The organism is Longimicrobiales bacterium, from assembly GCA_029245345.1.
In the GTDB taxonomy this organism is placed as follows: Bacteria; Gemmatimonadota; Gemmatimonadetes; order Longimicrobiales; family Gaopeijiaceae; genus CALFPJ01.
In genome coordinates this window covers 154036-178209 of record JAQWPM010000002.1, presented here as the reverse complement: position 1 = coordinate 178209, position 24174 = coordinate 154036, and the positions used below count along the sequence as shown (strand labels likewise).

The following is a 24174-nucleotide window of genomic DNA, read 5'->3' as shown; positions in this document are numbered from 1 at the left end:
GGTCGGTGGGCTTAATCACCGATATGCCCGCCCCCTCGCTGCCTGATTCGTCGGTGCCCATTGTTGAGTCGCGGCGCCACTCGGACGGGGTTTTCGACACCCACACGGATCAGGAATTCAGGACCTTTTCCAACTCACGGTACCAATGGAGGAAGAAGCCCAGCGGGAAGCACGGGCGCGTCACCGGCCGGCCATGGGATCCCGGCTTCGGCCATCGCTCGACGGAGCTCCGGGAGATCCCGATCCAGCAACGGCCGCAGAACGGCGAGGAGTTCCACCAAGTCGCGGTGGGCACGATTCGTGAGGCGGCTCTGGTCGGCGGTGGGGCCGTGCGTCCACCCCTCGGTGGTGCTGTAGAGGCGGGTGACGAGGGTGGAGAGGGGAAGTACGGTCTCCTGCTGAGCGATGCCTTGCTGGCCGGGGCCCTCCAGCACGACCTGCAGGCGCCGCGCTCCGGCCTCCAGCTCGCGAGCTCGCTCGGTGAGCGTACCCGGGGCATCGGGGAGTCCGGCCAGGGACTCCAGTACGGTCGCTGCCTGAACAAGCATGGTGTCCACCGCCGATCCGGCAAGCGCGACAGCGCCTACTAGGTCGGCCTGTAGCGCCAGAGCAGCGTCCAGTGCCCGTCGAGCCCCGTCGGCCACCGAAAGCCCGGGATCCATCTGAACCTGCAACGGCCGAACGTGCACCTGTTCAGCCACAGTTAGGCGCACCTGATACGAGCCCGGAAGCACGAACCGCCCCCGAAAGCGGCGGGAAGGTTCGCCGTCGCCCCCAATCGGAGCTTCGTGGCGCAGGTCCCACACGATCCTGTGAACGCCTCGGGCAGCGGTGGAGTCCTCCACCCGCCGGACCACATTTCCCGCGCCATCGAGGATCTCCAGTACCACGGGCTCGCCTACAGCGGCATCGCCGATCCAGTAATCCAGTACGGCACCCCTGGGCGGGTTCTGGGCGGTCCAGTAGTTGTCCCCAACGGAGCCCCTGCCCCGGTTCACGTCCCTGATCTGGGTCGCCGTCCGGAGAGTAGCCAGGTGGCTGTGGCCAGCCACGACCGCCGGCGTGAGATCCTCCAGAAGCCCAAGGTCGTCCAGGACCCAGAATCCACGTCCATGTGTTCCAAGCACCAGATCGTTCTCTCGAGGGTGCACCACCATCCCGTGCACCGCCACCGTCGGGAGGCCGTCCCCCAGAGGGAGCCACGATCCGCCACCCGTGTTGGAGAAGAAGACGCCGAGCTCGGTGCCCACGAAGACCAGGTCACCGTTGCGGGGGTGCACGGCCACGCTCCGCGCGGAGCCAAAGGCGGGGAGGTCGCCGGTGACATCACGCCAGGTGGCGCCGTAGTCGTCACTCCGAACCACGAAGGGCTGAAACGTGTTGTCTTTGTGGCCGTCGAAGACGGTGAAGAGGGTTCCTTCGCTCACGGAGGACCACGCCACCATGGCCACCTTCGTCATCTCCGGCACACCTGAAAAACTGGAGGTGCGGAGCCAATTCTGCCCATCGTCGCGGGTCACCTGCACCAATCCGTCGTCGGTGCCCACCGCCACCAGTCCAGGACGCACGGACGAGGCCGCCAGAGTGGTGATGTTTCCGTACTGGGCCGTGCTGGCGTGGAGGTCGATCGCGTCAGGGGGTTGAATGCGCCCCTGCAAAGGGAGGGAATCCCGGCTGATTTGCCGGGTCAGGTCCGGACTGACGGCTTCCCAGGAGTCCCCCCGATCCCGGCTCCGGAAGACCACGTTGGCCGCGAAGTAGAGCGTGCCGGGATCATGGGGTGAGATCAGTAGGGGCGCACTCCAGTTCCAGCGGTACGGGGGAACCTCCGCGTCTTGGGGCTGCCAGGGCTGGATCCTCCGGCGCTCACCCGTCGTACGGTCCGTCCGATAGAGGACCCCGTACTGGGACTCGGCATAGATGATGTTGGGGTCCGTGGGGTCCACCTGCGAGTAGAACCCGTCGCCGCCCGCTGTGTAGGTCCAGTCCTCATTCGAGACCCCCGACGAGAAGCGTGTCCCCACGGGTCCGCCCCATGACCCGTTGTCCTGGGTTCCACCGTAGACGTGGTAGAACGGCTCCTGCATGTCCACGGAGACCGTGTAGAGCTGCATGACGGGGACGTTGGACTGCCAGAGCCAGCTCTCGCCCCGGTCCCGCGAGATGTAGATCCCCCCGTCATTCCCCACCATGAGGTGCTCGGGGTCGCTCGGGTTCACCCACAGGACGTGATGATCCACGTGCACCGCGGCTCGTATCAGGTTTCGGAAGGTTCTGCCCCCGTCCTCGGATACATACATGGGCGTCATGGGCACGTAGACGCGGTCCGGGTCCTCGGGGTCACAGATCAACTCACCGTAGTACCAGTGGCTCTGGATCTGGGAATTACGCCTTTCCCAGGTGGCGCCGTCGTCGTCGGATCGGAAGATGCCGCCGTCGGGCCCCACGGCGCTGGCGTATATGATGTTCGGGGCGCCGGGGCAAAAGGTGATCCCAACGCGCCCAACCGGACCCGTGGGGAACCCGCCGCCAACCCGGCTCCAACTCTCTCCACCGTCCTCACTCCGGAAGAGGCCGCCCTCGGATCCCCCTCCAATCATGCTCCATTGGCGCCGCTCTCGCTGGAAGGTCGCGGCAAAGAGCACGTCGGGATTCCTGGGGTCCATGCGCACCTCCACGACCCCCGTCTGGTCGCTGATCTCCAGCACCTGCGTCCAGTTGGCGCCTCCATCGGTGGTGCGGAAAAGCCCCCGCTCCGGGTTGGGGCCCCATAGAGAGCCCATGGCCGCTACGAAGACCACATCGGGGTCTTGGGGATGGACGAGGATCCGCCCCACATGGCGACTCCCCTCCAGCCCCATGTTGCGCCACGTCGTCCCTCCGTCGTCGGACCGGTAGACGCCGTCACCGTAGGACGAACTCCGGACGCTGTTCTGCTCGCCGGTCCCCACCCAGACGATGTCCGGGTTGGACGGAGCCAGCGCGATGGCGCCTAAGGACACGCTCCCCTCGTTCTCGAACACGGGCCTCCAGGTAGTGCCCGCGTTCTCCGTCTTCCATGCGCCTCCCGAAGCCGACGCCGCGAAAATGACGCGGGTGTCCCGGGGGTCCACGGCGAAGGCGGTGATCCTTCCACTGGTGATCGTCGGACCCAGCTCGCGCCAGGCGAGTGCGCTCAGGTCCGAGGACCGAAGGGTCTCACCGGCATTCTGCGCCTGAGCATGGGCCGGCTGGGATGGAGAAAGGAGCGTGGCGGAACAGGCGAGGGCTGCGAGGATCGCGCGAAAGTGAATGGGGCGGACCGAAGATGCCAGCTTCATCTAAAGCCCCGACTCTAAGCGCGTATTGACCACCAGCTCCGGCACCGACGCGTTGTTCGGCAACCCGAGCAAGAACGCGACGATCTCCGCCAGGTCGGCGGGTTGGATCCGCTCGTCGACCGGGGTCACACCCGGAATCGACTGGATCATCGGGGTGTCGACCGCACCGGGGCAGAGCGCCGTGACGCGGACACCGTGCTCCCATCCGGCGGCCTTCGCGGCGTGGCTCATGGCCATGAGGGCGTGCTTGGACATGGCGTAGCCCACCGACACACCGGCCCGGTAACGCTTCGCGTCGGTCGAGCCGACGTTGATGATCCGGCCGCCGCCGGTCTCGGACAGATGCGGCAATGCATGTCGGATGAGCCGGAACGGCGCCTTCACGTTGACGGTCCAAAGCTCGTCCAGGAGATCCTCGTCACCCTCGTCGAAGAAGACCTGCCGCAAAATGCCCGCGTTGTTGATCAGCACGTCGATCTGCCCGAAGTGCTCGGCCGTCGCGTCGACCCACGCCTTCGCGGTGTCGGCCTCCCCGGCCTCAAACCGATGGATGAGTCCACCATCGGCCTCAAGACCCGGAAACGCCTCGCGAGCCGCGTCGACATTCCGCACGCCGAGCGACAAACGGAAGCCGTCTTCGGAGAGGCGCCGAGTGATGGCCGCTCCGATTCCTCCGGTAGCTCCGGAGAGCATCACGACCCGGCCGTGTGGATCGATCATCTAGAACAAGCCCTGATAGACGCCACCGTCGTTGATGATGTTCTGGCCGCTCATAAATCCGGACTGCGCGGCGCAGATGTACGCCACGAGATCACCGCACTCCGAGGGTTCGGCGAACCGCCCCGCGGGGCATCCTTTCTTGCGATCTTCGACGATCGCTTCGTAGGTCGTGTTCCCGCGCTTGGCGTGCGCGTGCAGGTTGGTGTGCAGCGCCTCGGTGCTGAAGAGCCCTGGGGCGACGGTGTTGATGGTGACGTTGTGTGGGATCAATTCGCGCACCATCGAGGCGATCGCGCCGCTCAACCCGAGGCGTGCCGCGTGGCTCGCGGCAAAGTTGATCTGCGGGAACTTGATGAAGCTGACGGACATGCTGACGATCCGTCCGAAGCGCCGCTCGCACATTCCGGGAGCCACCGCCCGGATGAGGTCCAGAGTCGAATAGAAGTGGGCTTCCATCCAGAAGTCCCAATCCGCCCGGGTCATGGTCCGGAAGTCGTCCGGCGTCTGCTTCACACCCGGATTGGCGACCAGGATATCGGGTTCGGGGCAGGCCTCCAGAACCGCCGCCCGGCCTGAATCTGAAGTGATGTCACCGGGAACGGCGTGAACCGTCCCACCCGTGCTCTCCGCGATCTCTCGCGCCGTCTCTTCGAGCGTCTCTTTGGTGCGGGCGGTGATCCACACCTCCGCGCCCTCCCTGGCCAAAGACGTCGCACACGCGCGTCCGAGTCCCTGGCTGGCCGCGGTCACGATGGCGCGGCGCCCCTGGATCCCGAGATCCATGGCGTTACTCCCCCGCCTCGGGTGCGAAGGAGCCGGCCAGCAGATGCGGGGGCACACGGAAGCGGCCTGCTGCGTCCCGGAACTCCTCGCGGTCGCTGATCACATCGGCGGTATCACCGGTTACGAGCACCGTCGCCGGAAGTCGCTGCGCGTTGTAGCGCGCCGCGCTCGACTCGCAGTAGCCCCCGGTGTCGAGGAAGGCCACGAAGTCACCCCGTTGAAGCGGCGGCATCTTCCGGTGCCGGCCCAGTTCATCTGAGTTGCAGAGCGGGCCGACCAGGTCGACCGTCTCGGTTCCCTCGGCACCGGCGTTCCGGACCGGGAGGGCGTGGTAGTACCAGTCGAGTATCGCCGCCCACGAAATGTGGTTGGTCGACAGATCGAGATTGACCCACTTCTTGGTGTCACCGGTCTTTATGGCGCCCACGGTTCCGACGGCTACACCCGCGGGTCCGGACAGGGCACGGCCCGGCTCCAGGCGGAGCTTGGGGAGCGGGAAATCCAGACGCGCGGCCTCGTCCTTGATCGCCTTCGCGCACTCCCGGGCATAGTCGTCCGCAGTAGGAGCGCTGTTGTCGTCCATCTGTGAGTTGGGGCCCGTTCCGTACCACTTGCCGAAGGTCCAGCCGCCGCCAATGTCGATGGTGGGTGCCACCCAGCCCGTTTCATCACGTATATGCCCGGCCCAGGTGATCATCTCGCCGGCCATCACCGCGAAGTCGTTCGCAACGTTGGACATGCGACTCAGGTGGAAGTGGATCTCCACCAGCTTCATGTTCGACATGGATTGCGCGCGCTTCACAATCTCGACCGTCTGTTCGCGGGTCATGCCCCATTTCGTGGAGTCGCTCTGCTCCTTCATCGTTCCCGGTCCATGCATGGCGACGCCCTGGCGTTCGGCGAGGGGGTCGAGATCGAGCGCGAGGCGGATCCCAATGTCCACGTCCTTACCGAGCCGTTTAGCGACCGCGTCGATCCGGTCGAGCTCGTCCATCGCATCGATGTTGATGCACAGCCCGTTGGCAATCGCCATCTCCAACTCTTCGTCTTCTTTGTTCGAGCCGTTGAGGACGAGCGTCTTCGGGTCCGTTCCGGCCAGGAGAGCGAGATACATCTCGGTGTTCCCAAAACAGTCCCCCCCCGCCCCTTCCTGATTCATGATGTGGCGGATGGCCAACCCGTTGTTGGACTTGTTCGCGAACAGGATCTCAGAATTGGGATAGTGCTCGCGGAAGGCGTCGCGGAACGATCGATAGGTGTACCGAAGCTGATTCTCCGACATGATGAACAGCGGGCTGCCGAAGCGCTCAACCAGCTCCGCGACGTCACACCCGTCGACCCACAGGTTGCCGTTCGGGCCGATGCCGATGAACTCGCCGAAACTGGTCTCATATTCGCGCGGATCCAGCTGCGGCGCGCGCCCTGCCCTTGGAAGAGTGGGTGCACTCATCGTTGAACTCCTACGTGCTTGGGTAGTGTGATTTGGTCGTCTGATTTCATAGAAGGCCGTGGGCGGCCAGGCCTCGCTCCAGGCCCTTGAGCGGCTCGCCAGCCAACGGCTGTAACGGCGCCCGTGGACGCCCACCCCCGGGCAGTCCCTGCAGGTCCATCGCGGCCTTTGTCGCGGGGTAGAGAGTCCGCCCGCCGGTCGTGCAGAGGTCGGTGAGCTTGCGACCGCGCGCCTGGACCTCGCCGGACCTCTTCTGGTCGCCTCGGGCTGGTGCATGGAAGAGGTCGAGCGCGTCTACCCACATGTTCGGGAAGCAGTCGATGACGCCGTCCGCTCCCATCTCCACGGCAGGTACGCCGTAGATCGAGGACGGACCGCAGAAGACCCGGAGTCTCTCGTGGACTTCCAGGTACGTCGAGTAGTAGTTGTTCCAGTCGCCCGAGCTCTCCTTGATGGCCACCACGCGTTCCAGCTCCGCCAGGCGGCCTGCCAGGGATGGAGACAGCGCGTTGACGGCATTTCCGGGGATGTTGTACAGAACGATCGGAATCCCGACCGCGTCCGACACGGCCGCGTAGTGCGCAAAGATCTCGTCGTCGGTCAATTGCACGAAATAGGGCGGCAGGATCAGGACGCCATCGCAGCCCGCTTCTTCCGCTTCCCGGGTAAGCACCACGGTTTCGTCTCGCGTTATCGCTCCGGTACCCACGATGAGGGTCCCGGTACTCCCGACCGCTTCCTTTGCCAGGTGGGACAGATGTTTGCGCTCCTCATGGCTCAGCGCCCAGAACTCACCTGTGCAGCCGCCGACCACGACTCCGGTCGCGCCGCTTCCCAGCAGGCGCTCGACGTTCGACTGAAACGACTTCTCATCGATGTCGCCGTCGGCTTGAAACGGGGTTGTGACAGCCGGCATGGGGCCGGCCCAATCGACACTCGTTCGATCCATGATCCTCTAGCAGGCTGAGTACTTAGAAATGGTGTGTCACAGAATATCCTCCGGTCCGTTTCCGAGCGACCCGGGGCGGAGCTGCCCCGTCACCCGGTCTGCATACCGCCCAGCAAGAACCCTCCGTCAACAGGCAGCACGACACCCGTGATGTAGTCGGCCTCTTCAGATACCAGAAAGAGCACCGCGTGCGAAATGTCGAGAGGGGACCCGACCCTGCCCAGCGGAATTCCCTTTGCAATCCGTTCGGCTTGCTCCGGATCGGCGAGAGAATGATGCGTGCTGAGCCCGTTCTTTATGACGCCGGGGGCTACTGCATTTACCGTGATCTCGTGCGGCGCAAGCTCCAGAGCCATTTGTCTTGTCAGTACATGAACGGCTCCCTTGGATGCCGCGTAGTGTGACTCTTTTCTCGGTGGCATGATGCCCGCTATGGAGCCGATGTTCACCATCTTCCCGCCTCGCCCTTCAGCGATCATCGCACGTGCCACGATCTGACTGCACAGAAACACCCCCTTGAGATTCGTGTCGAGCGTCCGGTCCCACTCCTCTTCGGGAATTTCGAGTAGCGGCGTGATCTCCTCGACTCCCGCGTTGTTGATCAGGATGTCGACAGGACCAAGCTGCATCGTTTGTTCGACCAGAGCCTCGATGTCCGACTTTCGAGTGACGTCCGTGCGGACTGCCGCAGCCCTGCTGCCGAGCGCCTGGATTTGGGCAGCGACGGCCTGTGCGGCGGCCTCGTCGGTGTCCCCGATGACGACGTCGGCTCCCTCCTCGGCAAGACGGAGGGCGATTGCCTTGCCGATTCCGGCGCCTCCCCCCGTCACGATGGCCAGTTTTCCTTCGAGCCTCATGAGTTCTCCGTATCCGCGTTCAGGCGGCGGCCGGTGGCAGAATCGAAGACGTGGAGCCGTTCGCCCCTGAGCGAAAAACGGACCGTCTCACCTGCTTCGATCGGCGTATCTCCAGGTGCGCGCATGATCAACGGCGTGCCCTGGGCATCCAGCCGGACGATGCTCTCATGGCCCGTCCGCTCCACGAGCCCCACTGCCGCCGTGTGGTCTCCACTCCCCAGGAGAATATCCTCTGGGCGGATACCAAGCGAGATCGGGCCCGGTGCAGCCGACCGATTGAGCAGACCGGCCGGAAGCGCCACGTCCAGAGCGCCGCAGTGAACCCGGAACCGCCCGTCCCCATCAGATCCATCCGAGCCCGGACCCGTCAACTCACCGTCGACCAAAGACATGGCCGGGGAACCGATGAACCCGGCGACGAATACGTTGGCCGGGCGGTGGAAGATGTCGGCGGGCGTGGCGAATTGCTGAAGCACGCCAGCGTTCATGACGGCAATCCGCGTGGACATCGTCATCGCTTCGAGCTGGTCGTGCGTGACGTAGATCATCGTGCGCCCGATGCGTCGGTGCACTTCGATGAGCTCCGCACGCATGTGGGCCCGAAGCCGCGCATCGAGGTTGGACAGCGGCTCGTCCAACAGAAACACCTGGGGCTCGCGCACCATCGCGCGGCCGAGTGCCACACGTTGTTGCTGTCCTCCGGACAACTGCGCCGGTTTGCGGTCCAGCAGTGTCTCCAACTCCAGAAGACGTGCGGTGGCCATGACCCGCTCGGAGCGCTCCGGCTCACGAATGCCTCGTTTCTTCAACGGATAGGCGATGTTCTTCCCCACCGTCATGTGCGGATACAGCGCATAGGACTGAAAAACCATCGCGATATCGCGCTGCGCCGGCGGGACGCTGTTCACCACGCGATCGCCGATGCGGATGGTCCCTCCGCTGGGCTCTTCCAGACCCGCCAGCATTCTGAGCGTCGTGGTCTTGCCGCAGCCCGAAGGCCCGAGCAGGCTGACGAACTCGCCCTCCTCGATCGTGAGATCGAGTTCATTGACCGCGATCGTGGAACCGAACGTCTTGCGGACCTTCTCGAAAACGACCTCAGCCATGTATCACCCCTTCACCGCGCCGGCGCCGAAACCCTTGGTGAGCGTGCCCTGCAGGAAGGTGAAGATCACGATGAGCGGCAGGCTCATCATGACGGAGGCGGCCATGAGTAGTGACCAGTCGATGTTGAACGACGTGATCAGCATGTTCATGGTGCCGGCCGTCAGCGGACGTACACTGTCGGAATTCACGAGCACCAGCGCGAAGAGATACTCGTTCCAACAGAGAATGAACGTGAACAGCGCCGTCGAGACGATGCCCGGCAGAGCCTGCGGGAGGATGACATCGACGAAGGCCCCCATTCGGTCGGCGCCGTCCACGAGCGCCGCGGATTCCAGATCCACGGGGATGCTCGACATGAAGGAGCGCAGCAACCAGAGGGCATACGGCAGCGCGAATGTGGTATAGGCGATCACCAGACTCGCGAGCGTGTTGGCCAGTCCCAGCTTCGCCATCATCAGATACAGCGGGACGACCAGCACCACGGAGGGCATCAGGTAGGTGAACAGGACCAGCGTCGCGAGGGTCTCGCGCCCGCGGTACTTGAAGCGTACCAGGCTGTAGGCGCCCAGCGTACCGAGCACGACGACTACAACGGTCGTCGTCACCGCCAGGATCATCGAATTGCGGAAATACTGGAGGAAGGGCGTATCGGTCAGCAGCCGCCAGTAGTGCTCGAACGTGACAGTCTCGGGCATCAGAGTCGGCGGAATACTGAACAGCTCGGACTGCGGCTTGACCGAGGTGACGATCATCCAGATCAACGGAAAGACGACCGCGAGCACGATCGTCCAGGTGACGACGCTCCAGATCATCCTAGCGCGTGACGCGTTCATCAACCCTCCTCGATCCGGTTGGTCTGCCTGAGGTAGACCAGCGTAAACCCGAGCAGCACCAGCATCATGGCTACGGCGTAGGTAGACGCCATCCCCATGCGGTTCAGCCTGAACGCCTCCTCATAGACGAGGAGCGACAACGTCTGGGTCGCCCTCACGGGTCCGCCCCCGGTCATCAGGTAGATCAAGTCGAACTCCTTGAAGTCCCAGATCGCACGTAGGAGAACGACCACCACGAGCACGTCGCGCAATTGCGGGAGCGTGATATCGGTAAACCGCTGGAAGGGACCGGCGCCATCGATGGTGGCCGCTTCGTACAGTTGCTCCGGGATGGACTGGAGGCGCGCCAACACAACGATCACGACGAACGGGAAGTACTTCCACGCTCCGACGAGAATGATCGAGATCATGGCGTTGGGCATCTGACCCAGCCAGTTGACGGGCGCGTCGATCAATCCTGCGATCAGCAGAACGTGGTTCAGGATCCCGTAGAGGTCGTTGAAGAGCCACCGCCACACGAGGACGGCCACGACCGTCGACAGGAAGTAGGGGAAGAGGACCAAGCTCCGGGCCAACGACCGGAAAACGATGGATTGGTTGAGCAGGAGCGCCATCGCGACACCGAAGACGAGCTGCAGCATCAGCGTCCCGACTGTCCAGATCAGGGTGTTGCGTGCGGCGTTCCAGAAGTCTCCACTGGCAAGAAGGGCGGTGTAGTTGTCCACCCCTACCCACTCCCCGGCCAACGTCGGGGTGTAGATCGAAAAGAGGGAAAGATAGATCGCCGAAATGAGCGGATACAGAATGACGGCGCAGAACACCAACACCGTCGGGGCGATGAGCACCACGCCAATCCGGGCGTAACGCTTCTCGAGCGACGGTGGCGGGTCGGAGTGCATCAAGCTCAGGAACGCATGATTTCTTCCAGGCGCGTGACGGTATTGCCGACGGCGACCTGGGGATCTTCATCATTCAAGACGACCCGCTGCACCATCTCGGCAATCGCGTTCGAGGCGATGATTTCGCCCGCCTTGGTATTGGGTTGGTGGGCCGTCGTCTCGAATCCGAGGTTGTACCCCTGCGCCGCGGCGGAGGCCATGAGGTCGATTTCCTGCGGATACCTGTCGATGATCTCGTTGTCCCGGTAGGCCGGGTTCTCTGCGACCGTCTCGAGCACGGGGAGCACGTGTCCGGGGGCGGCATGTAGCTGTGGGATGTATCCAGCAGGATCGAAAAGAGACGCTGCAAACAGCTTGGCCTCCGCCTTGTTCGAGGCGGCCGAGGGGATGCACACGCAGGGGAAGTCGTTGTACGTCCAAGCCGGTATGTCCCGCGACATCCGTGGATAGAGCGCGCAGGTGATCGAATCCGCGATCTGGGGGTTCTGCGCCGCGACATTGGCCAGTACCCGGCCAGCATAAAGCCCCGTGGCCGTGGCGCCGCTCACGAAGGAAGTGACCATCTCGCCCCAGGAATACCCGGTGGCGCCCGGAGGGCAGAGCTCCAACATGGATCGGTAGAACTCAAGGGCATCGTAGGTCGCCTGCTGGTCCAGGGCGATCTCCAGATCGGGAGTGAAGACCGAGCCGCCCGCACGATGGATGAAGCCGATGAATGTCAGCGAGTTGGCCGAGTTCAAGCCATAGGGAAGAGGGGCACCATAGATGCCCCCGCCCTGCATCGCGCGACACGCTGCACGTAGCTCGTCCCAAGTTTCGGGAATCGCCTCGATCTCGGCTCGTTCCATCAGGTCACGGCGAATCCACAGCATGTCGGCTGCGGTATTTCCAATGGAGGTGCCGACATATCGGCCGTCGGCGGCGCGATAGACGTCGTTTGCCCGCGGGTAAAACTCGTCCGCGCCGATCGCTTCGATGACATCGTCGAACGGCTCGATCAGCCCGTGGGCGTAGTAACCCTGGACCGCGAACGAAGGCATGTGAGTGATGAGGTGCGGTACGTCGCCTGATGCGAAGGCGGCGGCGAGCTGGGTTGCGTACCCCTCGTCCGACATGGCCTCGAAGACGACCTTCACACCGGGGTGCGCCGCTTCGAACAGGTCGATCTGCGCCCGATAGGCCGCCCGCTGAGCGGGAGCCCCTTGGGTCGACCACCATCGTAGTGTGATGGTCCCGTCCTCGTCCGTCCCACCGCACCCTCCCACCGCGGTCGCGAGCCCGGCCGCTACGAGATGCTTGAGCGCATCACGCCTCGTAATTCTTCGACCTTCCGTGCTTAGCCAATCCGTCATGGGCAATCCGTTATGGGATGTATCCCTGCGCTACCGAAATCGACTCGGGGAGAACGGCGCCAAGTCCTCCGTAGGTCTCCGGCCGAGCACCGCGTCCGCAACCAACCGGGCAGAGAGCGGGCCAAGAGTGTACCCCGCCTCCCCCGGAATCGCCAAGAACGCGTTAGGTGCGCCGTGAATCGGGCCAAGGATGCCGGGACCGCCGGTCGGGGTGTTGATGCCCGCCCAGCTTCGGATGATCCGTAATCCGCCGATCGCCGGCACGATGTGCTGCGCGAGCGAAGTGTTTCCGATAATGCTGGACAGTCGGACCACAGCGTAGTCCTCCGAGGGGGACAAATCCGCTGGCCAACCGCCCCCGATCACCACATGACCGCTCGAGAGCTGTTTGACCGTGATCATTCGATCCGCGTGCTGCACGAGATGACCCATGAACAAATCGGTCGGTTCCGTGATGTTCATGTGCAAGGGCTCGGACTCCACCGGGAGCGTCAGGCCGAACGGCTCGGCCAGAGCAAGTGACCCTGGCCCTGCGGCGATGACGAGGGTGGCCGCCCTGACGGTACCCCGAGATGTGTCGAGCTTGAACCGCTCACCGTCACGACTCACTCGATCGACCGATGTCTCGCCAGTGACCATGACCCCGACCCTGCGGACCCACCGCCGCAGAGCCATGTTGGCCTTGAGCGCATCGAGCCGGCCCTCGGCGGCGCACAGTTCCGCGCCGACTACCGCGGGACCGAGGTAGGGAGCGATCTGACTGAGCTCGTCCCGGTCGAGGATCTTGGAGTCGAGCCCCAGACTTCGCTCGCGCTCGGCCTTCTTGGCCAGGAAGTCGAGCTGCTCCCGGCTCTCGGCCACCATCAGCCCACCGGACGCTTTGAGCCCGAAGTCGGCGTCGAGATGTCGCTGCAATTCGAACCAGAACTCGACCGCCTTCGGGTAGAGGTGGAGGCCCGATTCCAGAGCCGGTACCTGGTCGAGGTGCATTCGCATGAAGCGGCTCTGCATCTGCACGTGAAGGCTGCCGGCGTTGGTCGTCGTGCCTTCCGGACGGCCTGCGTCGATGATCGCGACCTCGCGACCCTCTTCAGCGAGAAAGCCGGCCACGCACTGTCCGAGGATCCCGCCGCCCACCACGACCGTCTGGATCTCGCGCGGGAGTGTGCCGCTCGTGTTGGGCGAGTGCACTATGCCCCGGCCGGGCTCGAGAGATCATCGACCGAAACCGGCTTGACCGGCACTCTGGGGGCGAACCCCGACGTTTCGTCCTGCGAGCGGCCGGTCTGCTCAGCTAGGAAGGTCTCGAGCGCCGGCCCACAGTACCGCGCCTGGCAAAGCCCCATCCCGAGTCGGGTCTCCTGCTTGATCTCACCCGGTGAGGTCGCTCCCTCGGCCAGCGCCGCCTCGACCTGGCCGTAGGTGACCTCCTCGCACCGGCACATCACGGTATCGCCGGTGGGCCGCACCCGCAGAGACTCATCCATTCGATACATCTGCCACAGCGCCCTCTGAAAGCGACGGTGACGGGCGGCATCAGCCGCAGCCTGCGCCTCGAGGCGGACGGCCTCGGCCGAAAGCGCGCAGCCAATAGTTCGCGCGGCAGCGAAGCCCACAAGGGTCCCCTCCGCCTGCCCAACGCGCGCACCCCCCAGGGTGGTGCAGTCGCCGAGGGCCCAGACGCCGTCCACGCTGGCCTTCCCCCGCGTGTCGCGTACCGTAACGAGCCGGCCCTGCTCGGGATCGAACGCATGCTCACATCCGAGCGCCCGCAACAGCTCGTTCGAGGGATGGAACCCGTAGCCCACACACACGACATCAACATCGAACGTGGCGGCTTCGCGCCCCGCGATCGTCGCCCGTAGACCGCCCGAGTGCGGCGTCACCGACGTCAGCACGGATCCGTTGATCAGGCGCACGCCGGCCCGGCGGCAGGTAGAGATGTAGCGCACTCCGTCCGCCACGAGACGGGGCGCATTGGCCAGCATAGCTGCGATCTCCCTCACTCGGCGCACCCCCACGGCGGGTGCCGCCTCGACAACGGCCACGACGTCGGCCCCGCCGGCGACGAGTTCCACCGCGAGCTGCAGGTTGAGCGGCCCGTTGCCAGCAATCAACACGCGTTTACCGGGTAGGCGGCGAGCCGTACGCCACAGGGTCTGGGCTGCCCCAGTCGTCATGACTCCCGGAAGGGTCCACCCGGGTACTGGCCAGCCCCGGTCGAACGCTCCGGTAGCGATGATCGCCTGCTCGGGCTGAACGAGAAAACTGCCCCCAGGCTTCGTCGCCGCGAACTCCAGCGGCCTGAAGGCTCCCCAGACCGACACATTCGACCGCACGGTCACCCCAGAACCGAGAACGTCGTCGATGAGGCGCCTGCCCTCTTGGTGTTGCGCATCGGGCGAAGCGACGTCCGCGGCGGAGCACTGCTTGAAGTACTGGCCACCCGGGGCCGATCCCTCGTCGAGCACAAGCACTTCCGCACCGGCGAGACGTGCGGCATAGGCGGCGGCCAACCCGCCCGGTCCCGCGCCAACCACCAGAACCTGCGGGCGCTCGACGGGAATCTCCTCAATGGTGATCGGAGGTCGCCCGGCCGCCGGACCTGATGCTGCAAGAGCTCGCCCGCTCCCCTCGCGTCGGACCTTCATGGGTCGGTCGACTTTCACTGTGCAGGCGCGTTGGTTCGGCTTTCCGTCGACTTCAACCAAACAGTCCTGGCACACTCCCATGCCGCAAAAAACTCCGCGTTCGGCGCCGCGTTCGGTTGTGCGAAACGAACGAATACCTTGCGCTGTGAGCGTTGCCGCGAGACTCTCGCCGGGGCGCGCCTCGAGGGCCTCGCCCTCGAACTCGATCTTCAAACTCAGATGTCCTTGCGCAGGATGGTGGCGATCGGAAGGTTCCGCAGACCAACGTCACCGCACGTCGGATGAACGGCAATGCAGCGCCAGGAGCTCGCCCATGTCTACACTGTCAGAACTTGATCGGCGGTACCTCTTCCACCCGATGACCGCGCTCGCCACACATGAGCGAAGCGGGCCGGCTCCGGTCATCGTCAAGGGCCAGGGAGTGTGGCTGGAGGATGCCGATGGCCAGCGATATATCGACGCCATGGCGGGTCTCTGGTGCGTCAACGTCGGCTACGGACGAAGGGAGATTGCGGAGGCCTTGGAGCAGCAAGCGAGCAAGCTGTCGTACTGCCACACCTTTTCCGGAGTGTCGTCCGACAAGGCGATCCTGCTCGCCCAGCGCCTCATCGAGATGGCACCTGTACCGATGTCCAAGGTGTTCTTCGGCAACTCGGGCTCGGATGCGAACGACAGCGCCGTCAAGTTGGTCTGGTACTACCAAAATGTCCGCGGTAGGCCGGAGAAGAAGAAGATCATCAGCCGCGAACGCAGCTATCATGGCGTCACGATCGTCTCGGGAAGCCTGACCGGCCTGCATGGCCCGCACGCGGGGTTCGACCTCCCGCTGCCCTTTGTGAAACACACCACGGCACCACGCCCACTGTGGGAAGGCGCGGGCCTGACCGATGCGGAGTTCGTCGCCCGACTGGTGGACGACCTGGAGCAGCTCATCCAAGCCGAGGGTCCGGAGACGATCGGCGCCATGGTCGCCGAACCGGTCATGGGCGCGGGTGGGGTAATCGTACCCCCGGAAGGGTACTTCCCGGCGATCAAAGAGGTCCTCACCCGTCACGACATCCTTCTGATCGCCGACGAGGTGATCACCGGATTCGGGCGGCTGGGTCGCCCATTCGGGACAGAGATCTTCGGGATCGAGCCCGACCTGATCGTGGTTGCAAAGGGTGTCACGTCCGGGTACACACCGCTGTCCGGCCTCATGGTGTCGGAAGAGGTTTGGAGAACCGTCGTCTCCGGGGAGGAGCGTTTCGGTGTATTCGGTCACGGGTTCACCTACACGGCCCATCCCGGTCCCGCGGCCGCCGCGCTCGCGAACCTCGACGTGATCGAGAAGGACCAACTCGTCGCCCAGGTCGCATCCCGCGGCTCCTACCTGAAAGAACGCCTCTTAGCCGCCTTCACGGACCACCCGCTCGTGGGCGACGTAAGGGGCATGGGGCTCATGTGGGGAGTGGAGTTCGTTGCCGGGCGCAACCCGGCCGTCGCGTTCGACCCATCCCTGAAAGTGGCGGGGCGCGTAGTGAGGGAGGCGTTCGCGCAGGGCGTGATCGGGCGGGCCCTGCCCCAGACCGACACCATCGCATTCTCGCCGCCGTTCATCATCTCCGAGGGAGAGATCGACACGGTGGTGAAGGCCTTCAGGGAGGCGACGGACGTCGTGGCGCAGCAGCTCCTGGACGAGGGCGTCTGGCGGCCCGAGGCGTGACGGAGACGACCCAGTGATCGACAAAGAGGTAGCGACCGTAGCGGAGGCAGTCGCCGACATTTTCGACGGTGCCACAGTGATGGTCGGAGGCTTCGGCGAGGCGGGCAGCCCGATCGAACTCATCCATGCGCTCATCGACCACGGAGCCACCGACCTGACCGTCGTAAACAACAACACCGGCACCGGCGAGGTCGGTCTGGCCGCCCTGCTCAAGGCCGGGCAGGTGTCGAAGATGATCTGTTCGCACCCGCGCTCTACGAATTCGACGGTTTTCCCCCGCCTGTACCGCAGTGGGCACACGGCGCTGGAGCTAGTGCCGCAGGGCACGCTGGCCGAGCGGATTCGGGCTGGAGGCGCCGGCATTCCGGCCTTCTACACGGCGACCGCCGTGGGCACTCCCCTGGAGGAAGGCCTGGAGCGCCGAACCTTCGACGGTCAGGACTACCTATTGGCGCACGGGCTGAAGGCCGACTTCGCGCTGATCAAGGCACGGACGGCGGATCGTCACGGGAACCTCGTCTATAACAAGACCGCCCGGAACTTCGGCCCCCTCATGGCCATGGCGGCGAAAACGACCATCGTTCAGGTCTCCTCCGTCGTTCCAGTCGGTGACATCGACCCGGAGGTCGTCATCACGCCAGGAATCTTTGTGAACCGTGTGGTGGCGGTCACCGATCCGGCGCACGAGTCCGTACTCGTGAATGAAGGGGTGTCGTACCCTTGAGCGAGCGGAGCTCTGGCGTCGGCCTCACGCGAGACGAGATGGCGAAACGCTGCGCGCTCGACATCCCCGACGGCGCGTACGTCAATCTCGGGATCGGCATCCCCGAGAGGGTCGGCGCGCACCTGTCCGAGGGGCGCGATGTGATCTTCCACGCGGAGAACGGGCTGCTCGGAATGGGGCCCCCAGCACAGGCGGGTACCGGCGACCCGGAGCTGATCAACGCAGGTAAGCGCCAGGTGACGGCGAATCCGGGGGCGGCATATTTCCACCATGCGGACAGCTTCGCGATGGTCCGCGGCGGACACCTCGACTTGTGTGTCCTCGGCGCAATGCAGGTCTCTGCGTCAGGCGACCTGGCGAACTGGTCGACTGCGGCACCGGATGCCATCCCCGCCGTCGGTGGCGCCATGGACCTCGTGGCAGGCGTAAAGACCGTCTACGTCATCACCCAGCACACCACGCATGAGGGTGAGGCCAAGCTCGTCGATTTGTGCAGTTATCCGCTCACCGGAGTCGGAGTCGTCGATCGTATCTATACCGATCTCGCCGTGATCGACGTGGTGGATGAGGGGTTTCGGATCGTCGAGCTGAGTCCAGGGGTGAGCTTCCAGTACGTGCAGGAGCGGACGGGTGCGAAGCTGTTTGGCGGAAGCGGGACGCCCTCCTAGGACGACCGACTCGCGCCCACCTTTACACTCGTGGGACGACCTTCAGGCAGGAAGCACTCGCCGGAAGCAACCGCCCAACGACGGTCTGTGGGTGCACGCGTTCTGCTCGAGGCGACCTCAAAGCGGACAGCCTGGCGGCCGTGGCGGCCCGTGATTCAAACTGTGCCAAGAACTGCGTCGACGCCCACCGGCGCCAGACAGTCGCTCCCAAAGCAGGTGCGCTACCGGACTGCGCCACGCCCGGAAGGGCCCGGAAAGGCGAGGAAAATAAAGACTATTCAGGGGTTGGGGTGCCCACATCTCCTCGCTACACCGGAACAAGGAAGGCCGCCGCCCTCATCGGGCGACGGCCTCCTTGATTACAGATAGAATGGAGCGCGGTAAGGCCAGCAGATCAGCGAATCCGCTCCGCTCGCACGTCCCGGCTCCGGGTCATGTCCAAATAGATCGCCGACACGACTCCATGGCGATCGCGCTCGAAGTCGAGGGTCAGCCCACCGGCGCTGAAGGTATCTGCCTGCGTGGCTGCAAGGCGCATCTCGCCCATGCGTAACTGACGAAACTCGAGGTACGGCTCAGCCTCTTCGCCCTCCTCCGGGTGCACGAGGACCACGTCGTAGAAGGTCTCGACCTCTTCGCTGAAGTATCGGCCCACGAAGGCCTCGAGATCCGCCACCGTCGGCTCCCACGTCTCAGGCGTCTCCTCAGACTCGTCCTCCTCGACGCGCGTGGCATGAACCTCCTGGCCGTTCTGGTACAACGTCATCCCCGGCGCGGGCTCGCCATCCTCGAATACCAGGGTGGCAGCCACTTCAATGAACTCGAAGCTGTTTCGCCCGGTGGGGCGTATCTCCAGGGCCTGCTGTCCGGTGAGCTGCCCGTAGTAGGTGCCGTCCTCGTACCAGACCCGAGCCACCATCTGGGGTGCTGGATCGAGGGTATAGGAACCTGAGAGCCGCTCGAAGTCGGCCGGATCGTAGCTCTCGAGATCGAACTCGCCCTCAGCCTCTGGAACGTCCGCTTCTTCGGCGGGCTCCATCTCGTCCCCGAAGTAGGCCGCGCCGAGGCTGAAGGCAGTACCGCCACTGTTGAACGTCGACGCATTCGACTGGACGGTCAGGCCGGCGTTGAGCTCGGGGTAGTAGACGATCATGGACCGGTGGGACACGTCGGCCCCGCCGTGGTGGACCCGACGGAGTCCTCGCTGCTCATCGATGAAGAGGCCCAGCCCGTATCCGCTGCCCTCGCCATCGGTAAGCGTGAACTCGGTCATCATGGCTTCGACCATCTCAAGGGTCCCGACACGGGGCTCGAGCAGGTTCTGGCCCCACCGCTCGAGGTCTTCCATGGAGGCATAGATGCCGCCTGCGCCTACGGCCCCACCGAGGTCACCCGGCGCGGTCCAGCCCTCACCGCCCGGCGTGTATCCGTCTGAGCGTCCAGGAATGATCGTCTCCGGCGTCATTCGGACGTAGGAATCGTTCATGCCTAGTGGCTGGAAGATCTCTTCCCGCACGTAATCGTCGAAGTCCTGCCCCGACGTCTGCTCGACGATCTGGGCGGCCAGCGAGAAGGCGGTGTTGTTGTAGTTGAACTCCGCCCCCGGCGAGTTCTGGAGGGCCGGCTGGCGCTCTACTGCCCGGAGTACGTCATCACGCGTGAGCACGCGTGTGTCCGCGCCCGTCATGGCGTAGAGGTTCAGGAACTCCCGCAGGCCGGATGTGTGGTTCAACAAGTTACGGATGGTGATCGTCTCGCCGAAGTCGGGGAAATCGGAGTCGGGCAAGTGGTCTCGGAAGTCGTCGTCCAGACTCAGGCGCCCGGCTTCTTGTTCCAGCATTACGGCGAAGGCGGTGAACTGCTTGGACGTCGATCCGATGTTGGTGGGCGTGCTGGCCTCGAATTCGATGCCGTGCGTCAGGTCCGCAAGACCGTATGTGCGAGACAAGAGCGTGCGCCCGTCGCGCCACACGCGGACCGCGCCCCCGGGGGCGCCCGGCCGGTCGTACGCGAACATGAGCTGGTCCGCGAGCCGTCCGGGGTTGTCCGACTTCTTCTCGAGTTGGAGGATCTCGACGGTGAAGTCACCCTCCTCGTCTTCGAAGGGTGCGATCCGGAGCGTGTAGGACCCCTCCCCCTGAAGCGCCCGAGAGAACGCTTCGGCGCCTCGGCCCGGGCCATCCCACTGCTGGATCTGTTGCCCTTCTGCGTTGACGAGAGAGACAACCACATCGACCGAGATCTGGTTGGCCTCACCGTAGAGCAGGAAGTCATCTTCAGCCTCGAACGTGTACTCCAGCGTGTCTCCGGTGCTCAGTGAGCCGGCCTGCATCTGTCCGGCGCGGATCGGCGTCTGCGCGAACAGAATGGAGGGAACGAGCACGAAGGTGGAGAGCAGTGGAATCGAAAGGCGCATGAGCCTTTTCATTGGAACTCCTCAGTCGAAACGGTGATGTCGGAAGAGTCGGGGACAGCCTGGATGAGCAGTCCCCGGACCTGCCTACGGTCGCACGAGCAGAAATGTTCTGGCGCAAGACAGCGGCACAGATAATCGTTGTCCCAACCGCTTCAAGAGAGCCCATCGAGGCTGACTAACGCGGGGGCCTCGAGAGCCCAACGATCCCAGCGCCCACCGGCGCTAGAACGGCATTCCCAAAGCAGGTGCGCTAGGGGACTGCGCCACGCCCCGAAGGCCCGGAAAATAAGGACTTTTCGGGGCGTGTGGTAGCCAGTCAGGGTGCCGTGTGCACAACTGTGCCATTTCGCGTCGCCCTCGAGTGCCGCCGATCGCCCAACTCGAACTCACGGTCGCGGGACCCGTCCCCACCGGCACGATCGCCGGGGGCGTTCAGCCGGGAAGTGACAGTCGTTCGACGGCGCCGCCGTATGATGCACCGCCCACGTCCAAGAACAACTGGCTGTCGGTCACCGAGAGCGCCCACTCAATGCGGCGGTCGAGACTGTCGACGAGAGAGGCCAAGAAGTCCCGGTCGATCGCGTAGATCTCGACTTCCTCCGCCTTGTGTATGCGCTGGCCCTCGTAGCTACGCATCAAGATTCGTGGCTCCTTATGTGTGTATAGCGCAACGCGCGGACTCGCCTTGCTCGCCTGGTGGAGGCGCGCAGCATTGGGGGCTCCGATCTCGACCCAACTCTTCCACGCTCCGGTGAGATCCTTGATCATGAGCGGCGGATCGTCGGGATCTGAGACGCCGCCCTTGGAGAACGTGATCCCCTCAACGAATTCGAGGCAGTAGGCGAGTAGCCGCGTCAGAAAATACTCCTCGGTCTCCGAGGGATGGCGGGCTGCCTTGAGGCTCACCTGCTCGTACACTCCACGGTCCATGTGGCTGAGGGAGACTTCGATGGTGTGCACAGTCGAGGGGAGGGCCATGTCAATCTCAGTTGGATGTCGGCGACTCCATCCATTGGGAGGATGGGGCCGTGGTCAACTTAATGGCCTCCGTCGTGGCGCCGCGTCGAGACGGGTGATGGGGTCGGGAGAGTTCACGCGGACGAGATGCGGCTCCGCTCAGGACGGCGCGAGTCCGACGATCCAAACTGTGCCAAGAACTGCGTCGACACCCACCGACACCATAAAGTCGCCCCCAAAGCAGGTGCGCTACCGGACTGCGTCACGCCCCGAAGTTGTTTTACTGCAATGCGTTACCGACTCACTACCGCCAGCCATCTTACCAAAGCGTGCCAGAATCTAATACTCCGCGGGAATACTCAAAGGAGCCCACCGCTCCTCCCCTGTAGGACCGTTCCTGAACGCTGGCAGCTCCTTGGCACGGGCTCTGAGGCCTTGCGATCCGAGTAGCGGGCTAGGGTTGGTGCGCCAGGACAGCCCCACTGGGGGAACTTCAATGGGCTCCGGCAGGTCGGGTCCAGTTCACAGTTCAACAAAGCGACCATGCCGCCGACTCACCCCACAGCACGTCAGACGCCTGACTCAGCAGCTGCGGTGGGCCAACGGACCTTGCGATCCGCGTTGCGATTCTGAGGCGAGGCCAGACCAGATCAGACCAAAAAACAATACTCCGCCCTAGAGTCGCACGACAGCGTAATTGGAAAACCGACGGAGGCACCACATCTAGGGCGTGGGGCGTCAGCCCACGTTTTCCACGCCCACCAGGTCCACGATGGCCATAGCCAGCACCCGGGTAGCGTTCACTAAGTCCTCGATGGAGCACCACTCGTCTGGCTGGTGCGCCAACTCCAGGATGCCGGGGCCGTAGGCCACGCAGTTCTCCACACCTGCGATGCGGGCCACGTGCTTGTGGTCGTAGGTGCCCGGGCTGGCCACCAGCGTGGCATCCCGACCCAATACACGGGAGATGGCAGTGCCCAGCGCTTTGACCACCGAAGCGTCGTCGGGCGTGCGCGTGGGATGCACCACCATGAGGTCCTTCAGGTTCCACTTGAACTCGGGGATCTCGTCCTTGATGCCATCCAGGAGCGAGACGATTTCGCCCCGGACGTCCTCGAACCCTTCCTCAATAAGAAACCGCCGATCGAAGACGGCGGTGCAGCGGTCCGCCACACAGGGAGACTGGATGTCACCCAGGGGCTGCCCGCCGTGCAACGCATTGATGTTCAGGGTGGCCTGGCGGGCCCCAGGGGGAACCACCGGCGCTGCCGTGGTGCGTTGGGCGAAGGTGGGAAGGAGCTCCCTGCGCATGGTGTCGATGACCGCACCCATGTGCTCGATGGCGCTGGTCCCGAGGAAGGGCATACTCCCATGTCCGATGTGGCCCATAGCTTCGATCTCGAACCAATACACACCGCGATGGCCGATGCAGATGCGGTCCACGTTCAGAGGCTCGGGGATGATCACCGCGTCGGTGCGGCCCTTGGCCAGTCGGCCCTTCTTGGCCAGGTGGGCCATACCGGCCCAACCGCCGCTTTCCTCGTCCACGGTGCCCGAGACCTCCACCGTGCCCAGGAGGCGAACCCCTGCTCGGCGGATGGCTTCCACCGCGTAGACCGCTGCCGCGATGCCGGCCTTCATGTCGGCCACGCCCCTTCCGTAGATACGCCCGTCCTTCACCTCGCCCCCAAAGGGGTCCACGGTCCAGCCATCCCCGACGGGGACCACGTCGAAGTGCCCGTTGAGATGGACCAACGGGTTCGGACGGCTCCCGTGGAGCGTGCCCACCACGTTGACCCGGGGGTGCTCCTTGGTGTGTTCCGGGCGTTCCTCAGCGGTGTGGTATTCCACCTCGAAACCGAACTGATCCAGTCGCGCGCCAATGGCCCGGGCACAGTCCTCGTACACGTCACCGGGCGGATTGACCGTGGGGATTCGGACGAGTTCGGAGGTGAAGTCCACCACCTCGTCCGTAACAGAATCGACGGCCTTGAGGATTCGGTCGACAACAGGGGCGGGCACGGAGTCCGGTGTGTTCATCAGGTACTCTCGGCGGTTCCGGATCTACGAAGGAATAGAGGGAGGATCAAATTAGCCCAATACAGAGCGGGAGTGCTTTGGTTCATCCGTCTCCGCCTGGAAGACGCGGAGCCCCCCGTCCATGCTACCGGCCGCATACCCGCGGAGAGCCGTTGCCCTCTGTGTACAGTTCTTGTTAAGCTATTCGTGTAATATACCTATTCAACTGGTGTACAATGACGAATCAATCTAGACTCCGCAGAGCCAAGGCTCTGTTCCTAACCGCCGCATTCATCTCCCTCATCCTTTCCGTGACCTTGTGGTTCACCGGAGAAACGGAGCAGGGACTCTTCGTGGGTATCTGGGTCCCGTCCATCTGTTCGGCAGGAGCCCTACTGCTGGCTGGGGGCCAAGATGCCTGAGATTACACTCTTCGCGATCGGGTGCGGCGTGACCTTTCTCTTTCTCGCGGGCGCCTACCTTGTTGTCATGAACGACTTAGGGACGAAGGAGCCCTGACTGGCCCGGCAGCCGGGGTTCGGTCACGCTACGCCCGGACGCTGAGCAGTGGACCGCCTCCTTCTGTTCGGTCAGATCCTCCAGGAACTCCCGAGTCACGTTGAAGCTTCGACCGCCGATGACCACTTCGGCGGGTCCTCGGGCCCTGATCTCATCCAGCGAACTCTGGAAGAGATGAGTGACATGCTCCGGGTCGAACGGAGCGCGCTGAGGCATTCACCCAAGGCTCCGACAAAGGCAATGTG

General features: G+C 64.1%; 20 protein-coding genes. 4 read left to right on the top strand and 16 right to left on the bottom strand.

What is annotated here, in order from left to right; all coding sequences use genetic code 11:
* Positions 1 to 134 precede the first annotated feature (134 nt).
* The 12 genes from P8L30_00850 to P8L30_00795 form a co-directional block, all read right to left on the bottom strand.
* Positions 135 to 3320, bottom strand: a complete 3186-nt coding sequence (locus P8L30_00850) for a hypothetical protein (protein MDG2238753.1) — start codon at positions 3318 to 3320, stop codon at positions 135 to 137.
* Complete coding sequence (locus tag P8L30_00845; protein ID MDG2238752.1) at positions 3321 to 4040, bottom strand: SDR family NAD(P)-dependent oxidoreductase; 720 nt, start codon at positions 4038 to 4040, stop codon at positions 3321 to 3323.
* Positions 4041 to 4823 carry an SDR family oxidoreductase gene (locus P8L30_00840; GenBank protein ID MDG2238751.1) on the bottom strand — a complete coding sequence of 261 codons (783 nt, stop codon included), beginning with the start codon at positions 4821 to 4823 and terminating at the stop codon, positions 4041 to 4043.
* Between the two features lie 4 nt (positions 4824 to 4827).
* Positions 4828 to 6273, bottom strand: coding sequence for a hypothetical protein (locus P8L30_00835; protein MDG2238750.1), 1446 nt, complete (start codon positions 6271 to 6273; stop codon positions 4828 to 4830).
* Between the two features lie 46 nt (positions 6274 to 6319).
* A complete protein-coding gene (locus P8L30_00830) occupies positions 6320 to 7222 on the bottom strand; it encodes a dihydrodipicolinate synthase family protein (GenBank protein ID MDG2238749.1) in 903 nt (300 codons plus the stop codon).
* A gap of 89 nt (positions 7223 to 7311) precedes the next feature.
* Positions 7312 to 8079, bottom strand: coding sequence for an SDR family oxidoreductase (locus P8L30_00825; GenBank protein MDG2238748.1), 768 nt, complete (start codon positions 8077 to 8079; stop codon positions 7312 to 7314).
* On the bottom strand, positions 8076 to 9185 hold the full coding sequence (locus tag P8L30_00820) for an ABC transporter ATP-binding protein (protein ID MDG2238747.1): 1110 nt from the start codon (positions 9183 to 9185) through the stop codon (positions 8076 to 8078). Before P8L30_00820 ends, P8L30_00825 begins: the two co-directional genes overlap by 4 nt.
* Positions 9186 to 9188: 3 nt before the next feature.
* Positions 9189 to 10019, bottom strand: coding sequence for a carbohydrate ABC transporter permease (locus P8L30_00815; GenBank protein ID MDG2238746.1), 831 nt, complete (start codon positions 10017 to 10019; stop codon positions 9189 to 9191).
* Positions 10019 to 10918 carry a sugar ABC transporter permease gene (locus P8L30_00810; protein ID MDG2238745.1) on the bottom strand — a complete coding sequence of 300 codons (900 nt, stop codon included), beginning with the start codon at positions 10916 to 10918 and terminating at the stop codon, positions 10019 to 10021. Before P8L30_00810 ends, P8L30_00815 begins: the two co-directional genes overlap by 1 nt.
* A 5-nt stretch (positions 10919 to 10923) precedes the next feature.
* Positions 10924 to 12270 carry an extracellular solute-binding protein gene (locus P8L30_00805; protein MDG2238744.1) on the bottom strand — a complete coding sequence of 449 codons (1347 nt, stop codon included), beginning with the start codon at positions 12268 to 12270 and terminating at the stop codon, positions 10924 to 10926.
* Between the two features lie 30 nt (positions 12271 to 12300).
* Positions 12301 to 13461 carry an FAD-binding oxidoreductase gene (locus P8L30_00800; GenBank protein MDG2238743.1) on the bottom strand — a complete coding sequence of 387 codons (1161 nt, stop codon included), beginning with the start codon at positions 13459 to 13461 and terminating at the stop codon, positions 12301 to 12303.
* Positions 13461 to 15134: an FAD-dependent oxidoreductase gene (locus P8L30_00795; protein ID MDG2238742.1), complete on the bottom strand. Its 1674-nt coding sequence runs from the start codon at positions 15132 to 15134 to the stop codon at positions 13461 to 13463. The genes P8L30_00800 and P8L30_00795 overlap by 1 nt, the downstream gene beginning before the upstream one ends.
* A gap of 100 nt (positions 15135 to 15234) precedes the next feature.
* On the opposite strand from P8L30_00795, the gene P8L30_00790 reads away from it, so the two are divergent.
* From P8L30_00790 to P8L30_00780, 3 genes are read left to right on the top strand one after another with little or no spacing between them, the layout of a single operon-like run.
* Positions 15235 to 16626, top strand: a complete 1392-nt coding sequence (locus tag P8L30_00790) for an aminotransferase (protein MDG2238741.1) — start codon at positions 15235 to 15237, stop codon at positions 16624 to 16626.
* Between the two features lie 13 nt (positions 16627 to 16639).
* Positions 16640 to 17350, top strand: coding sequence for a 3-oxoacid CoA-transferase subunit A (locus P8L30_00785; protein ID MDG2238740.1), 711 nt, complete (start codon positions 16640 to 16642; stop codon positions 17348 to 17350).
* Between the two features lie 38 nt (positions 17351 to 17388).
* Positions 17389 to 18018, top strand: a complete 630-nt coding sequence (locus P8L30_00780) for a 3-oxoacid CoA-transferase subunit B (GenBank protein MDG2238739.1) — start codon at positions 17389 to 17391, stop codon at positions 18016 to 18018.
* A gap of 394 nt (positions 18019 to 18412) precedes the next feature.
* On the opposite strand, the gene P8L30_00775 is transcribed toward P8L30_00780, so the two are convergent.
* The 3 genes from P8L30_00775 to P8L30_00765 all read right to left on the bottom strand — a co-directional run bounded on the left by P8L30_00775 (position 18413) and on the right by P8L30_00765 (position 23431).
* Entirely contained in the window at positions 18413 to 20446 is a 2034-nt protein-coding gene (locus P8L30_00775; protein ID MDG2238738.1) for a serine hydrolase, read from the bottom strand.
* Between the two features lie 420 nt (positions 20447 to 20866).
* Positions 20867 to 21412 (bottom strand): YaeQ family protein, encoded by a 546-nt coding sequence (locus P8L30_00770; protein MDG2238737.1) that lies wholly within the window; start codon positions 21410 to 21412, stop codon positions 20867 to 20869.
* Between the two features lie 717 nt (positions 21413 to 22129).
* Positions 22130 to 23431 (bottom strand): acetylornithine deacetylase/succinyl-diaminopimelate desuccinylase family protein, encoded by a 1302-nt coding sequence (locus P8L30_00765; GenBank protein ID MDG2238736.1) that lies wholly within the window; start codon positions 23429 to 23431, stop codon positions 22130 to 22132.
* A gap of 215 nt (positions 23432 to 23646) precedes the next feature.
* Between P8L30_00765 and P8L30_00760 the strand changes: the two genes are divergently transcribed.
* Positions 23647 to 23832, top strand: a complete 186-nt coding sequence (locus P8L30_00760) for a hypothetical protein (protein ID MDG2238735.1) — start codon at positions 23647 to 23649, stop codon at positions 23830 to 23832.
* A 76-nt stretch (positions 23833 to 23908) separates the two neighbouring features.
* On the opposite strand, the gene P8L30_00755 is transcribed toward P8L30_00760, so the two are convergent.
* A complete protein-coding gene (locus P8L30_00755) occupies positions 23909 to 24145 on the bottom strand; it encodes a hypothetical protein (protein ID MDG2238734.1) in 237 nt (78 codons plus the stop codon).
* Between the last annotated feature and the right edge of the window lie 29 nt (positions 24146 to 24174).

Excerpts from the sequence above, each read along its gene's own strand:
- P8L30_00850 (MDG2238753.1), bottom strand. The coding sequence starts at position 3,320 with ATGAAGCTGGCATCTTCGGTCCGCCCCATTCACTTTCGCGCGATCCTC.
- P8L30_00845 (MDG2238752.1), bottom strand. The coding sequence starts at position 4,040 with ATGATCGATCCACACGGCCGGGTCGTGATGCTCTCCGGAGCTACCGGA.
- P8L30_00840 (MDG2238751.1), bottom strand. The coding sequence starts at position 4,823 with ATGGATCTCGGGATCCAGGGGCGCCGCGCCATCGTGACCGCGGCCAGC.
- P8L30_00835 (MDG2238750.1), bottom strand. The coding sequence starts at position 6,273 with ATGAGTGCACCCACTCTTCCAAGGGCAGGGCGCGCGCCGCAGCTGGAT.
- P8L30_00830 (MDG2238749.1), bottom strand. The coding sequence starts at position 7,222 with ATGGATCGAACGAGTGTCGATTGGGCCGGCCCCATGCCGGCTGTCACA.
- P8L30_00825 (MDG2238748.1), bottom strand. The coding sequence starts at position 8,079 with ATGAGGCTCGAAGGAAAACTGGCCATCGTGACGGGGGGAGGCGCCGGA.
- P8L30_00820 (MDG2238747.1), bottom strand. The coding sequence starts at position 9,185 with ATGGCTGAGGTCGTTTTCGAGAAGGTCCGCAAGACGTTCGGTTCCACG.
- P8L30_00815 (MDG2238746.1), bottom strand. The coding sequence starts at position 10,019 with ATGAACGCGTCACGCGCTAGGATGATCTGGAGCGTCGTCACCTGGACG.
- P8L30_00810 (MDG2238745.1), bottom strand. The coding sequence starts at position 10,918 with ATGCACTCCGACCCGCCACCGTCGCTCGAGAAGCGTTACGCCCGGATT.
- P8L30_00805 (MDG2238744.1), bottom strand. The coding sequence starts at position 12,270 with ATGACGGATTGGCTAAGCACGGAAGGTCGAAGAATTACGAGGCGTGAT.
- P8L30_00790 (MDG2238741.1), top strand. The coding sequence starts at position 15,235 with ATGTCTACACTGTCAGAACTTGATCGGCGGTACCTCTTCCACCCGATG.
- P8L30_00780 (MDG2238739.1), top strand. The coding sequence starts at position 17,389 with ATGGCGAAACGCTGCGCGCTCGACATCCCCGACGGCGCGTACGTCAAT.
- P8L30_00775 (MDG2238738.1), bottom strand. The coding sequence starts at position 20,446 with ATGAAAAGGCTCATGCGCCTTTCGATTCCACTGCTCTCCACCTTCGTG.
- P8L30_00770 (MDG2238737.1), bottom strand. The coding sequence starts at position 21,412 with ATGGCCCTCCCCTCGACTGTGCACACCATCGAAGTCTCCCTCAGCCAC.
- P8L30_00765 (MDG2238736.1), bottom strand. The coding sequence starts at position 23,431 with ATGAACACACCGGACTCCGTGCCCGCCCCTGTTGTCGACCGAATCCTC.
- P8L30_00760 (MDG2238735.1), top strand. The coding sequence starts at position 23,647 with ATGACGAATCAATCTAGACTCCGCAGAGCCAAGGCTCTGTTCCTAACC.
- P8L30_00755 (MDG2238734.1), bottom strand. The coding sequence starts at position 24,145 with ATGCCTCAGCGCGCTCCGTTCGACCCGGAGCATGTCACTCATCTCTTC.